The organism is Lysinibacillus sp. NPDC097287 (genome assembly GCF_044761695.1).
Lineage (GTDB): Bacteria > Bacillota > Bacilli > Bacillales_A > Planococcaceae > Lysinibacillus.
On sequence record NZ_JBIWCX010000005.1, the window covers coordinates 126,804 to 139,567 of the forward strand.

Genomic DNA, 12,764 nt, shown 5'->3' on the forward strand with positions numbered 1-12,764 from the left:
TGCACGCTTCCTACCACTCTATTGTACGCATTTAATTGCAACAGTCAAACTTTTTCAAACAATGTTCGACAGAATCGTTAATTTTTTATTCCTTATGCTTCAAGAATATACGTCACTTGCGCTAATCTTGCGGTTTTTATTTTATTTACGGCATTTTGCGCTGCTGCTATACCCGCAAATGTACCTGTTTTTACGCGAAAATTGTTCCTATCCTGCTCGACGTAAGCAATCCAGCCAAAACGAGTCTTTAAGACGTCTACCACACTTTCTGCCACCTTCCGATCGCTGTATGTGCCTGTTTGAATGCGATACTTCTTAGAATCTGTTATCGGTTTCTCAGGCTGTACAGAATTTGCATTTGAAACCATTTGTAAGAATGTCGACCAAGATACTTTTCCAGCGCGGATATTGCGCGGACAATTTTTCCCACTAAAATAGTTATGCTGGACAACTTTGCTTATTGGGATGTTTTCTTCTTTCATGATTTTAGCAACGAGGCTTGCGGCATTTTGTAACGCTTTGTTAAAATCTCCATCTCTGTTCACACAAATCTCAACATGAATGCCTTGGTTATTACCTGTAAAAGTTCCAGCAGCCCAACAAGCCCAAAAATGTTCGAAAGATTGTACCGCTTCATTTTCATCTACTTGCCAATGCCAACTTGCATCCCTACTATTACCGTTAATTTGTAATCGGGCATGTGCGTCTGCATCGGCCCCTGCATTTGTATTATCGGTTTCATGGACAACTATAAATTTTTTTGCATTATTTTTCCCATTCGTCACTTTTGTAGCTTGTGCAACTGTTACTAATTTTTTACGTATTAATACCAATTCCCCTCCTCCTTTCATATTAGTTTTTTTAGATTCGGCTGGTTAGATCACTGTTATAATAACGATGAAGTACAATTATTCTCATAAATAAAACCGATTACAAGTATTGTAATCGGCATGTAACGAATACCACTATTAACTTTTTCTATACCCCCTTCGTCACAGCCGTAATCTTAACAACAATCTTTATAATACATATAAAAATTGTCGATAATTCTATTTTATGCACCTTAATACCCTTGTACTGTACTTTTATAAGCAGCTAAATACAGATTAGGAAGGCGACCATCTATGTGATTTTTATGTATCTACTCTAATGTCCTATTGTAAGGTTGACTACTCACCTAAAGAGTGACAATCATCTTAGAACAACGTTCATTCCATATCTTAATCACATAAATTGAATCGTTAATAGTACCTATCACTACATTTTTGCTTAGCAAAACAATACTCATAGGCTTTGAATTGTTAAAAAGTCTTATCTAACATACAATGGTTTTTATTACTTTTAATAAATATAGAAGGCGATAGGTGATATTATGACCAAAAATTTCAAAATTGAACTTCCAAAAACCCAAGCTAATTTACCAAATAGAGATTTCCAAGATATTTATCAAGAAGACGAACCATATTTATCAAACTGTACAATTTCCAATGCAGAAATTGATAATGTAGAGATTGATAAAGCCGTGCTATCAACAATCATTTTTAAAAATGCAACGTTCATAAATAGTCGTTTTGAGAAAATCGACATGGTAGATATTGTTTTTGAAAACTGTGATCTGTCAAATGCTTGCTTTAAAGAGGGCATCATACACAGAGTTACTTTTAAAGGTTGCAAATTAATGGGTGTAGATTTTTCGGCAGCCACTCTTGGTAATGTTTCATTTGAAAATTGCATGTCGAATTTCAGTAATTTTGTAGAAGCTCGTTTTAAACAAGTAATTTTCAATCAAACAACATTACAAAGCGCCAATTACTATGATTGTGAATTTAACAAGATAAAGTTTGACAACTGTGATCTTAACAAAGCTGACTTTTATCATACATCTCTTAAAGGGATAGATCTTAGTACTAGTACATATGAAGTACTCAATGTGACACCAGAAAGTTTGGACGGATGTGTAGTTTCAGCTGACCAAGCAATTGGTTTCTCAAAGTTACTAGGTTTGCAAGTGAAGCAATAAGTGCTAATCATTAAATAAACAAATTGAAGCAGGTTATACTAGTTATAATCGAAAACAGAACTAAGGTGATGATCTAATGAGATGTATTATAGCTTGCAATAGGCAGTTACCCATTCGCTATTTTCCATTACATCAAATATATTTTACAAGAGGCATTCACTGCCCCAAGGAAATTACACTCCCCTTCTTCGTTAACGTTGAGACAAATGGAAAAAACTATTCATTACTTCTCGACTATCTCAAAGAAATAAATACTCAATATATCCAGTGTGATTTTCAAGTATATAGTGAGGATCCTCACATCATCTCTTTCTTACAACAACATATCCCAAAAGTAAATGTTCAAGGAAAAGTGCTGATGATCATGTTTTAATAAATTTAAATAATCGATATTAAATAGAGTTGGTCCAAAACACCAACTCTATTTTTTATAACCAATTATAGTCATTTTACTGTTAATAGGACGCTCAAAATCAGTCCTTCTATAACCCATTTTTTCGTATAAATAGCAGTTCCCTTTTTCTTGTAATATCGTTTGGAGTTGCCATGTTTTGTACTCTGAGAATAGGTCCTCTACTAATATCATAGCTTTTTGTGCAATTCCCTTCCCTTGGTATTCTGGTAGAATAAAGATAGGTCTAATCCAATTACTATTGTTACGTTGAACAATTCGTATTGCACCAACAACTTCATTATCCGCTGTAATTTTGAAGAAAGAGCTAGACAGTATTTTTTCAGTCAAACGTTCAAGCGATTCATTGACTGGGTTTGTTTCATAATCTTTGTATTTATCCAACAGTGGCTGAAATGCCTTCTTTTGCATTGCTTGAAGTAAATGGACATCCCTTAGTTCCATTTTTACTAATTCAACATTCATCCTCTCAACCTCCAATGCTATATTCATATTTCATTTAAATGTGATGTACTTTCTAAACTTAAAATTGACTCTTAACAAAAAAGCTTGTTTAGTAATAATCACCTAAAAATTTTCTGATTACATTGTTTATTCTTGTTAAATGATCCTCAGAAGGAAAATGTCCCATATTGAAAGATTGAAAAACTGTTAAATTTGGAATTACCTCTTCAGCTTTCTTTTTAACCTCCTTTTCAGGAAAGAATATATCTTGTTCACCAGCAATAACTAGCGTGGGAGAATGATAGTGTTGCAATTCTTTTTTAGTTGTTAATTTAGGCATTTCTTGCTCAAGTTTTACATAACGAAAAATATCCCCAATAATTAACTTATCTATTTCCTCCATACTATTAGCCGACATATTATTCGTGATTTTTTCAAGGTATTTTTCTGAAGAAGTATTTCTATACATGAGCATTGGAATTAAGATATCTTTAACCATCTCTACTTTAGATCCTAGCTTTAATCCTGCTGGCGAAACTAAAATAGCACACTCTATCCTATTCGGAATAAAAGCAGCCAATCTTAAAATTATTCCAGCGCCAAAGGACGGACCCAAAAAAGCACATCTCTCGATCTTAAAATAATCCATTAGCTCCGTTGTCCATCGAGCAAAACTATCATCCTTACCAGAAATTCTATTTTGAACACTATGTCCTGGGTGACCAATAGTATCTGGCGCATAAATTCTATATTGATCAAATAAAGGTTTAAACCATGATAATGTCATGGGGTTTATACAATTACCTCCTTGAAATATAAACAATGGTTTACCTGTTTCTGGACCAACTACTAGCAAATGCGTTTCCCCAAAAGAAGTATTTACCTGAACACGTTCAATCTCAAACTCAAAGGACTTTAAGTAATTTTCATAATGCCCTAATATTTTCAGTCTACCCTCTTCATTTTTATAAATCGTTTTCTCCATGCGCTCACCCCCTAAATACAATCTTACACCACTTAAAGGAAATATTAACCACAAAGCCGATTAATAATAATATGTTACTAGCAAAGAAGATATCTAATTCAATTAAGTCTATGTTTGGGCAGGTGAAATTTAGAGGATTTTTTATAGTGAAGCAAAAGAACTTCGGTAAATTTGAAATGCCAACACTATAACAGACAACTTCTATGAAAGACTGCTGATGAGCTGTCATTCAATTTAAGCAATTTATTCTTGTTAGTCATACACATTCATTCCGTGCCAATATTTGTAAGTATGATACACTTTAATAAATGATTAATTATTCAGTTGTTAAAGAAGTGAGGGAATTACATGGATAAAAATAAGAGTATAGCAATTATTTTATCAAGCATTATATTTGGGGGCTGTTTTTTATTTGGCTCTTATAAAATATCAGGTGCTATTGATAGTTCAGGTTTATATATATCTAGTTCAATTAATTCAGGGGATGTTATTAATGAAAAATATGAATTAGTCGTGAATGATGGTTGGCTTTATTTATACGACAAAACAGACGGTCAAATATGGAAAAAACTTGACGACGCTGAAGGAACAGCAACCTGGGAAGTTATAAAACATATTAATCAATAATTATTTTCTTGAATTATTAAGGGTGCAATTTTAAAAAATTCAATTCTCGAAACAACAACGAATTTTTACAAAACCATCAATCCAAGGACTTGTCTTTATGATTAATTTTCATATTTGCAAGTCCTTTTGTTATGCTCTCGCACTTTCACAATAATACTTCCTTAGCTCCTCACATGGTTTTGAAGCAACAATAAGACAACTTGAGCGAATGATTCCTCTGCTCCACTATCAAACTTCACTGGCTCGTTAAACCCCTTTAAGAGTTTGATAAGCTGCTCATGTAAACTTAGTGGTTTAGCCCTTAACTCCTGTTGTAACAGCCAATCTCTATCAATACACATTTACCATTTATCTACCAACTAACTCACAGCTATGTTATGATTCCCTATAGATGAAATTTTCAGTTATTTAAGGAAAGAGCCCGTAATAATAGAGATTAATTTTCTAATGCTCTATCCAAAAACGATAACTAATAATATAGGGAGATGATGACTTGAACATTGAAACATATCAAATTTTCACCGAGCTTAATATTGTACATTGGGAATCTATTGACAGTATTAGTGAAAAGATTGGCGAAGTAAGAAACACTGCAAAACAATATGCGAATGATGTAATTGAGGTTCATCAAGTTGTGGACTTTGGTCGAGTTACAGAAAGGTCTCATAGAATACTTATTATTTTTAACTGCAAAAGAGATTTAGATAATCTTGGAGAAAAAATAATTTTATGAGTCATTTTTGACATTCGTAACAATAACCATCACGCTTTAATCTAGGGCTTGTGCGTTTAAAACCTCATATACCCAAGTCCTTTTGTTATGCTCTCACAATCGTGAGTAGGCTACACTAAGTTGGACAAAAAAATAAAAGCTTGTAAACTTAGACAATCACTATATTTTTAATTCTTGGTGTGGGAATCGAAGTGGTAGGGCTGTCTGTCAAATCACCTATCATCTATCAATACGTACTCTCATGTTGCCAAAGAACAAAAGGAACAAGCGAGTACTTTGTTAATCTCACTGTAAATAAAAAATACCCAACAAGCTCTAGTTTATCTAGTCACTCATTGAGTATTTTCAGGTATTAAATTTTATGTTCGAACACTTTTGGACACTTTTCAAAAATCCCCAACACTAAAACCCTTGCTACGCTTACTCTTGAATTGCCGCTTCTAATGCAACAGCTATCATGTCATTAAAAGTAGTTTGGCGCTCTTCTGACGTAGTTATTTCGCCAGTAACGATGTGATCGCTTACTGTTAGAATTGCAAGCGCTTTACGACCAAATTTCGCTGCTAACGTATAAAGTGCTGCTGCTTCCATTTCGACAGCTAGTACGCCGTATTTTGCTAATTTTTCGTTTTGATTTTCTTCTGAATAGAACATATCCGCTGTGAAAATGTTCCCTACTTTTAAGTTAAGATCTGCTGCTTGTCCAGCCATATATGCTTTGTGTAATAGATCGAAGTTTGCAGTTGGTGCGAAGTCAATGTTACCGCCCCAGATAACCTGATTAATACGTGTATCAGATGACGCTGATTGCGCTAAAATTACGTCACGTACTTTTACGTCTTTTTGAATTGCCCCGCAAGTTCCTACACGGATTAATTTTTGTACATCATATTCTTGCATAAGCTCAGTTGCATAAATGGAAATTGATGGTACACCCATACCAGTACCTTGTACAGAAATTCGCTTCCCTTTATACGTACCAGTATAACCAAACATATTACGTACTTCGTTATAGCAAGTAACATCTTCTAAGAAAGTTTCAGCGATATATTTCGCACGTAGTGGATCTCCTGGAAGTAAAATAGTGTCAGCGATTTCGCCTTTTTTTGCATTAATATGAATACTCATACCGCAATCCCTCATCTCTATAATTTATCATTGTAAATGATACTTTGTTTCTAACTTTTTAGCAATGATAGACGTCTAGCATCTAGAAAGAAAAGAACAAAATTACTTTTTAAGCCCTTTTTACATACTCTTCATATAAATCCCAAAGATTATCAAATGTTTCTGTCGTTAAATTTTCCGTAGCATACATTTCAATATAGGATGAAAGCTCATTGAAATCCATGCATTGCTTAGGAAAATTATGTTCGTAGAAAACTTCCTCGGCAAAACGTACTTTTGGATCTGACCAATCCCCTCCACGAAATGTTAAAACAAATAAATAAAAGCTCTTTTTCATAAAAGAAAAGTGCCACCCTTCATTACCAATATACTTTTCGTTAGTTTATCAAAAAAAAGCGTGTTCGTCACAAAAAAAAGTTGATTTTCCATATGAAGAAATACCTAACAGTAAATTTCTTATCTTATTATTACTACGTAGTTTGTCATTCACCATACTAAAAAAGTCTGCTTTTTAAGTAAAAAATGAAAATTTTGTGAATTTTCAATGGATTATACTACCATAATAGGGTAAAATATAATTCGACAATTCAAAAATAACAGGAAGGTGATGGCGGTGGAAAACTTAAATAGCAAAGATATCGCAAAGAAGAAAAGCTCATCTATCTTTGGATCGAAAAAATTCAGAAAAAAGACCCGCAATGATCAAGAAACGACTAAACCCAATCCCCCTTCTATGAAAAAAAAGCAACAACGCTTTTATCATTTAATTCGAGGGAAAGTACTTATTATCTTTACACTTCTTATTTTAATTAATGCTGCAATGGGTGTATTATCTTACGTCAATATTATAAATCTTCAGCAGCAAATGAAGGATTTTACTGAGAAAAATGTCCAAGAGCAACTAACTCTTAACCAACTTGCTTACGAAATTGCGAAGTTAACAACCTTAGAACAAGCTTACTTAATTACAGGAAACGGAAGCTACTCTACATCTTATAATATGAAAATAGACACTATTAATAAGAAAATAAAATCGTTACACGACAATTTCGAAGACCGAGATCTTGAGTTTAGTCATATACAAGCAATAGATCAGTATTATACAAACTACCTAACGTACTCAGAAAATATCATGGTCATGCGTGATGAACTCGGTCTCGAACAAGCTCGCAAACTCATGATTAATGGTACTGGGGAATCCATGAAAACTCATATTGATAATAACATTGAATCCATCAACTCACTAATGGACGAGTCCAACAAAACAAAATTAAGTACACTTAAAACTCAAATTAATCTTTCAATCACATCATTTTTTGTATTAACATTGTTTGGCCTTATTGCAACAATCATCTTTGGCTTTATATTATTTAAATCATTAAAAAATAATACGCGCGCCATTAACGATTCAATCCTTGATATAGCTCAGGCAGGTGGCGATTTAACTCGTCGAGTACCTATTCGTAGCAATGATGAGTTCTCAACAATCGCTACGTCAACGAACACATTAATAGTTTCTATTTCCAACTTGATAAAACGTGTAGGTGAGCTTGCAAACAACGTTTCAGGAAGTAGTCAAGAATTAATGGCACTTGCTGAAGATAATGCTCGTACAATTCAAAATATTGCGGATGCAACAGCAGATATTGCAAGTGATAGTGAAAATACAATTTTTAGTATGAATAGTGCGCAGCAAAAAATGAATGATTTAGAGCACTCAATGCATACCCTAAACGAAAATGCCAATGCTGTACAGCAAGCTTCACTAGCCATGCAACAAGCTGCCGATAAAGGTAGTCGCTCAGTTCAGCAGTCTACTGCAGTTATACAATCAATTGAAGTTACGATGGCTTCTACAACTTCTACTGTTGAGGCACTTGGTCTTAAATCAGCAGATATTACATCCATTATTGGAACGATTACCGCTATTTCCGAACAAACAAATCTCCTTGCGTTAAATGCTGCGATTGAAGCAGCCCGTGCAGGTGAACATGGACGCGGCTTCGCTGTTGTCGCTGATGAAGTTCGTAAGCTTGCCGAACAGTCACAAACAGCCGCAAAGGAAGTCACAACTATAGTTACATCCATTCAAAATGAAGTGTCATCAATTATCGAACAAAACCATGAAGGTGTATCGTCTGTTCAACGAGGAGTTGAAGTAACAAACGAAACGAATCAATCATTGTCCAACATCTTAACGCAAACAAACGAAACAACGAAAATTATCGCGGCAATGGTTGAGCAAATTGCTATGACCCTTGAATATAGCAATGCTGTTGCGAGTGATTTCGTCAAGGTTAATGCATTTGCAGAGCAAACAGCAGCTAATACGGTAACATCTGCCGCGGCTGCAACACAAGGCTCAGCTTCGATGCAAGAAATTAATGCTGCAGCAACTGAACTAGCTCATCAAGCTGATAGTTTGCACAGTGTCGTAAGTGAATTTAAAGTTTAGTAATGAAAGAATGTCTCTCTTTTGGAGGGCATTCTTTTTTGCATTGACCCTAATTCAATTTTCACATAAAAAAACTCCCGGAGCAAAACACTCTGGGAGTCCATAATTATTTAAAAAGCGCTAAGTACTCTCCATAGCCCTCTTTTTCTAAATCTTCTTTTGCGATAAAACGCAGTGCTGCAGAGTTAATGCAGTAACGTAAGCCTCCAAGCTCTCTTGGTCCGTCTGGGAAGACATGTCCTAAATGCGAATCAGCCTCTTTACTACGCACTTCCACGCGGCGCATTCCATGTGACGTATCAAAATGTTCTATCACTTCTTCTTTAGCAATAGGTTTTGCAAAAGCTGGCCAGCCACAGCCTGCATCGAATTTATCGAGTGAGCTAAAAAGGGGTTTCCCAGATACGATGTCTACATAGATTCCATCGGCAAATTGCTGATCAAACTCATTTTGAAATGGTGGTTCTGTCCCATTTTTTTGTGTGACATAATACTGCATTTCAGTTAATTCTTTTAAACGCTCTTCTTTATTCATTTTCTGTGCCCCCAGTGCTTTTCTTGAAACGCCTTACGACCCGAGCCAACAGAATAGCGATTATAATGCGTCGGATTTTTCTTGTAGTAGTATTGATGATATGTTTCTGCCGGATAAAACTTGTCCGCAGGTAAAATTTTCACTGCAATAGGCTTATCAAACTTACCAGAAGCCGCTAAATCAGCTTTCGACTGCTCAGCCAGTACACGTTGTTCTTCATCATGATAGAAAATCGCAGTTGTATAGGATTCTCCACGATCAAAAAATTGCCCCCCGGCATCCGTTGGGTCAATCAATGTCCAAAACGTTGCTAGTAACTGCTCGTACGAATAAATATCATCATCAAACGTAATTTGAACCGCTTCTAGATGCCCTGTTGTTTCTGAGCATACTTGTTCATATGTTGGATTTTCTACATGCCCACCAGTATAGCCTGAAATGACTGCTTCAATACCTGGTGTTTCATCAAATGGCTTGACCATACACCAAAAACAGCCACCCGCAAATGTTGCGTATTTTGTTGCCATTTATCTTCACTCCCTATTCAGCTGGTACAATGATTTCAAGTAAAATTTTATCGTTCGCTAAGTCTAATTCTTTCGCACGAACACGAGAACCCGAGGCAATATTTATACGTGATAAGTCAACGTATATTTCTGCCTTATTCGGATTCACTGTAATCCATGAAGGGAATTCCACCGTATCCTTCATTATTTTCATCGTAGTCTCCGGTGGAATATTTAGTAAACCAACATTCATCCCCGTTTGTTTCAACGTAATGTTGCCACTCTCATCGACAATAGGCTCAAAATTCATTGTAATTGGGATTTCCGTATAAAAAACCGTTAACTTACTTTTTAGTTGAATATCATCGCCAACTGAAAAATCAATTGGTAATGGCGAACCCTTCGCTGCATCTTTTAAGAATTTTTTCGAAATGGATTCAAATTCCTTAGTTGTTGTTTGGACAACAAGTACATTTCCTTCCGTTGCATCACTTTCAGAACTCTTCGTTAAATTTACATCATCTACTGGTTTCGTAGCTAAATATACGACGAGGATGATCGCAAAAAGTATCGTGCCTGCTAACGCAAAAAATGCGATTTTCCATTTATTCATTATGTCACTCCTCGAAGCCTATTTCCTGTTTGATCTTTTGTTCCATACCACATAGTTCCATACTTGCAACGATGCGCTCCGTCATCTTTTCATATCCTTTTGCATTGGGATGGAAGAAATCTGTATGATAGACAAGCTCTTCATTCGAATCAAATAAATCTTCCACTGATACATAACAAGCATTGGTATCTTTACTCGCAATTTCCTCGATAATTCGATTCCATTCAGTAATAATCGTATCGAATTCATTTGCCTCTCTTGTCACAATCGAGAAAGGATTATAAAATCCTATAAGCAACAATGGTGCCGTTGGATTTTTTGCTCGAATGTTGTCTACAATTTTACTATAGCGTTCCTTATAAGCAAGTAATTCCGCATCAAAGGCATCACGCTTCAAGTTGAATAAGTCTTGTTTGACGACCTTCATGACATCATTGCCACCCATCGTCATCGAAATAAGCCCCGCTTGTTGTAATTCCTCATCATAATGCCCTTTTTTGATTAATTTTAGTAGCTGATCACTGCGACGACCACGTTTTCCCCGATTTTCAATTTCAACTTCTGAAATCGAAGACCAAGTTTGCAGTGTGCCAGCTAATCTTCCAACATAACCGTCTTGATTATACTCATCACCGACACCATCCGTTAAAGAATCGCCTAGCGCCAAGTAATGCAGTGGCTTCGCTTTTTCAACATCCACACTCGGGGAATCCTCTGTTGATGGGTCAAAAAAATGCTCAAAAAATTTCGTCAATGCATTCTTTGAGGGCTCACCCTCTTCTTGCGTCTGCTCTACATCATTTGTCGTTTCTTGTTCTGTATCTGTCTGTTCTTCAACTCGTTCAGCTTGCGGATCCGGTTCATCAATTGAAATGGTACAACCACTTAGTACTAAGACGATCAAACATGACAAGAAAACTCGCCAAATGTTCATTTGACCACCTTCCATCTATTTGCTGTTATCTTCATTATAAATAGTTTATGAACGTATGAAAAGCTTGTTACCCTTTAGAAATTGAATAATTTCTAAAGGGTAATCGTAATTTAGTGAGCTTCATAAAAAAACTAGTACATCCATAACAAGATGTACTAGCTCTCATCAAATTATTCTGCGAAATAAATAAAGCCAATAGCACCTGGACCTGTATGTGTAGAAATAATCGGCGATGTAAAGGCAATCTCGACATCTTTAAAGCCAGTTTCTTCAATCAGTGTTTTCAACGGACTACCCATTGTCGTCATACCGTCAGCATGTGAAATTCCAACACCCTTCACTGTTTTGCCAGCAGTATCCGCTTGGAATTGTTTAAATAAGTAATTGACCACTTGCTTATGACTGCGCACTTTTGTAACCGGATTGTACACGCCACCCTCCAAGTTCGCAATAACTTTAATATTAAGAAGTGAACCGATAAAACCAGTACCTTTACCAATACGTCCACCTTTAATTAGGTTTTCAAGTGTATCTACAATGACATATAAATGTGTACCTGCACGTACCTCATCTAGTCGTGCAATAATTTCTTCCACACTTGCCCCTGCATCACGCATTTTAATCGCTTCGCGTAATTGAAAAGCAAGACCAAATGCGATGTAACGAGAATCCACAACTGTGACATCTACATCTGTCATTTGTGCAGCTTGACGAGCAGATTCCACTGTCCCACTCATGCCACCTGTCATATGAATTGAAATAACTTGATCGCCATCTTTTCCAAGTTCATCATACAATTCTTTAAATTTACCTGGTGCTGGTTGAGAACTTTTTGGTAATTCTTTAGAACCCTTCATTAAGCCTAAAAATGATTGAGGCTCTAAATCAACCCCGTCCGTATACGTTTTCCCATCGATTTGAACCGTTAACGGCACGATATGTATACCATGTTTTTCTACTTCTTCTTTGGTCAAATCGCAAGTTGAGTCTGTTACAATATGAATTCGTCCCATGTTGACACATCCTTTTACTTCATTAAATATTATTATATCGACAATAGTTTCCATCTGTAAACATGACATTTGTCATTTGCCAAGTACATTTTGAGTGTCTACCGTAGTCTTTTCCTTTGATACTATAGCTTTTTCTGTTCGTCTTGTCTAATAAATAACTCAATGGCAGTTGGGAATTCGGCATGACACTTTTAACTTGAAATTTATTACAAATTTATTTTTATTACGCTTAGTATAATATATACATAATACACCCTAATCATACTAAACCTTGTTGTTCCTCTGGTGTCCTTTCAATAAATCATAATATGGGATCAAATTCCAACAACCGGTATGTACCGAAGTAAATTATTTTACTA

14 protein-coding genes are annotated in these 12,764 nt (G+C 35.6%); 4 read left to right on the plus strand and 10 right to left on the minus strand.

Going from position 1 to position 12,764, the window contains the following annotated elements:
* Positions 1-92: 92 nt before the first annotated feature.
* Positions 93-833 (minus strand): N-acetylmuramoyl-L-alanine amidase, encoded by a 741-nt coding sequence (locus ACIQ2D_RS09590; RefSeq protein ID WP_402862967.1) that lies wholly within the window; start codon positions 831-833, stop codon positions 93-95.
* A gap of 539 nt (positions 834-1,372) precedes the next feature.
* Here ACIQ2D_RS09590 and ACIQ2D_RS09595 point away from each other — a divergent pair.
* Entirely contained in the window at positions 1,373-2,020 is a 648-nt protein-coding gene (locus ACIQ2D_RS09595; protein WP_402862970.1) for a pentapeptide repeat-containing protein, read from the plus strand.
* A 421-nt stretch (positions 2,021-2,441) separates the two neighbouring features.
* Here ACIQ2D_RS09595 and ACIQ2D_RS09600 read toward each other — a convergent pair whose 3' ends face one another.
* Together ACIQ2D_RS09600 and ACIQ2D_RS09605 are read right to left on the minus strand one after the other, a co-directional pair.
* Positions 2,442-2,897, minus strand: a complete 456-nt coding sequence (locus ACIQ2D_RS09600) for a GNAT family N-acetyltransferase (RefSeq protein ID WP_402862973.1) — start codon at positions 2,895-2,897, stop codon at positions 2,442-2,444.
* A gap of 88 nt (positions 2,898-2,985) precedes the next feature.
* Complete coding sequence (locus tag ACIQ2D_RS09605; RefSeq protein WP_402862976.1) at positions 2,986-3,861, minus strand: alpha/beta fold hydrolase; 876 nt, start codon at positions 3,859-3,861, stop codon at positions 2,986-2,988.
* Positions 3,862-4,209: 348 nt separating this feature from the next.
* Here ACIQ2D_RS09605 and ACIQ2D_RS09610 point away from each other — a divergent pair, with 348 nt between their 5' ends.
* Together ACIQ2D_RS09610 and ACIQ2D_RS09615 are read left to right on the plus strand one after the other, a co-directional pair.
* Entirely contained in the window at positions 4,210-4,488 is a 279-nt protein-coding gene (locus ACIQ2D_RS09610; protein WP_402862979.1) for a hypothetical protein, read from the plus strand.
* A 493-nt stretch (positions 4,489-4,981) separates the two neighbouring features.
* Positions 4,982-5,221 carry a hypothetical protein gene (locus tag ACIQ2D_RS09615; RefSeq protein WP_402862982.1) on the plus strand — a complete coding sequence of 80 codons (240 nt, stop codon included), beginning with the start codon at positions 4,982-4,984 and terminating at the stop codon, positions 5,219-5,221.
* Positions 5,222-5,641: 420 nt separating this feature from the next.
* On the opposite strand, the gene deoD is transcribed toward ACIQ2D_RS09615, so the two are convergent.
* Both deoD and ACIQ2D_RS09625 read right to left on the minus strand, forming a co-directional pair.
* Positions 5,642-6,349 (minus strand): purine-nucleoside phosphorylase, encoded by a 708-nt coding sequence (gene deoD, locus ACIQ2D_RS09620; RefSeq protein ID WP_402862985.1) that lies wholly within the window; start codon positions 6,347-6,349, stop codon positions 5,642-5,644.
* A gap of 109 nt (positions 6,350-6,458) precedes the next feature.
* Positions 6,459-6,686 (minus strand): YozE family protein, encoded by a 228-nt coding sequence (locus ACIQ2D_RS09625; RefSeq protein ID WP_402862988.1) that lies wholly within the window; start codon positions 6,684-6,686, stop codon positions 6,459-6,461.
* A gap of 396 nt (positions 6,687-7,082) precedes the next feature.
* Between ACIQ2D_RS09625 and ACIQ2D_RS09630 the strand changes: the two genes are divergently transcribed.
* Positions 7,083-8,804, plus strand: coding sequence for a methyl-accepting chemotaxis protein (locus ACIQ2D_RS09630; RefSeq protein WP_402863315.1), 1,722 nt, complete (start codon positions 7,083-7,085; stop codon positions 8,802-8,804).
* 106 nt (positions 8,805-8,910) lie between these two features.
* On the opposite strand, the gene msrB is transcribed toward ACIQ2D_RS09630, so the two are convergent.
* The 5 genes from msrB to ACIQ2D_RS09655 form a co-directional block, all read right to left on the minus strand.
* The gene (msrB, locus tag ACIQ2D_RS09635; RefSeq protein ID WP_402862991.1) at positions 8,911-9,339 is read right to left on the minus strand and encodes a peptide-methionine (R)-S-oxide reductase MsrB; all 429 of its coding nucleotides are present in this window, start codon (positions 9,337-9,339) and stop codon (positions 8,911-8,913) included.
* Positions 9,336-9,866 carry a peptide-methionine (S)-S-oxide reductase MsrA gene (gene msrA / locus ACIQ2D_RS09640; protein ID WP_402862994.1) on the minus strand — a complete coding sequence of 177 codons (531 nt, stop codon included), beginning with the start codon at positions 9,864-9,866 and terminating at the stop codon, positions 9,336-9,338. The genes msrB and msrA overlap by 4 nt, the downstream gene beginning before the upstream one ends.
* Before the next feature lie 13 nt (positions 9,867-9,879).
* Positions 9,880-10,458, minus strand: coding sequence for a YpmS family protein (locus ACIQ2D_RS09645; protein WP_402862997.1), 579 nt, complete (start codon positions 10,456-10,458; stop codon positions 9,880-9,882).
* A gap of 4 nt (positions 10,459-10,462) precedes the next feature.
* A complete protein-coding gene (locus tag ACIQ2D_RS09650) occupies positions 10,463-11,392 on the minus strand; it encodes a GDSL-type esterase/lipase family protein (RefSeq protein ID WP_402863000.1) in 930 nt (309 codons plus the stop codon).
* 170 nt (positions 11,393-11,562) lie between these two features.
* Positions 11,563-12,405: a DegV family protein gene (locus ACIQ2D_RS09655; RefSeq protein WP_402863003.1), complete on the minus strand. Its 843-nt coding sequence runs from the start codon at positions 12,403-12,405 to the stop codon at positions 11,563-11,565.
* Positions 12,406-12,764 lie beyond the last annotated feature (359 nt).

Excerpts from the sequence above, each read along its gene's own strand:
- ACIQ2D_RS09595 (WP_402862970.1), top strand. The coding sequence starts at position 1,373 with ATGACCAAAAATTTCAAAATTGAACTTCCAAAAACCCAAGCTAATTTA.
- ACIQ2D_RS09600 (WP_402862973.1), bottom strand. The coding sequence starts at position 2,897 with ATGAATGTTGAATTAGTAAAAATGGAACTAAGGGATGTCCATTTACTT.
- ACIQ2D_RS09605 (WP_402862976.1), bottom strand. The coding sequence starts at position 3,861 with ATGGAGAAAACGATTTATAAAAATGAAGAGGGTAGACTGAAAATATTA.
- ACIQ2D_RS09610 (WP_402862979.1), top strand. The coding sequence starts at position 4,210 with ATGGATAAAAATAAGAGTATAGCAATTATTTTATCAAGCATTATATTT.
- deoD (WP_402862985.1), bottom strand. The coding sequence starts at position 6,349 with ATGAGTATTCATATTAATGCAAAAAAAGGCGAAATCGCTGACACTATT.
- ACIQ2D_RS09625 (WP_402862988.1), bottom strand. The coding sequence starts at position 6,686 with ATGAAAAAGAGCTTTTATTTATTTGTTTTAACATTTCGTGGAGGGGAT.
- ACIQ2D_RS09630 (WP_402863315.1), top strand. The coding sequence starts at position 7,083 with ATGAAAAAAAAGCAACAACGCTTTTATCATTTAATTCGAGGGAAAGTA.
- msrB (WP_402862991.1), bottom strand. The coding sequence starts at position 9,339 with ATGAATAAAGAAGAGCGTTTAAAAGAATTAACTGAAATGCAGTATTAT.
- msrA (WP_402862994.1), bottom strand. The coding sequence starts at position 9,866 with ATGGCAACAAAATACGCAACATTTGCGGGTGGCTGTTTTTGGTGTATG.
- ACIQ2D_RS09645 (WP_402862997.1), bottom strand. The coding sequence starts at position 10,458 with ATGAATAAATGGAAAATCGCATTTTTTGCGTTAGCAGGCACGATACTT.
- ACIQ2D_RS09650 (WP_402863000.1), bottom strand. The coding sequence starts at position 11,392 with ATGAACATTTGGCGAGTTTTCTTGTCATGTTTGATCGTCTTAGTACTA.
- ACIQ2D_RS09655 (WP_402863003.1), bottom strand. The coding sequence starts at position 12,405 with ATGGGACGAATTCATATTGTAACAGACTCAACTTGCGATTTGACCAAA.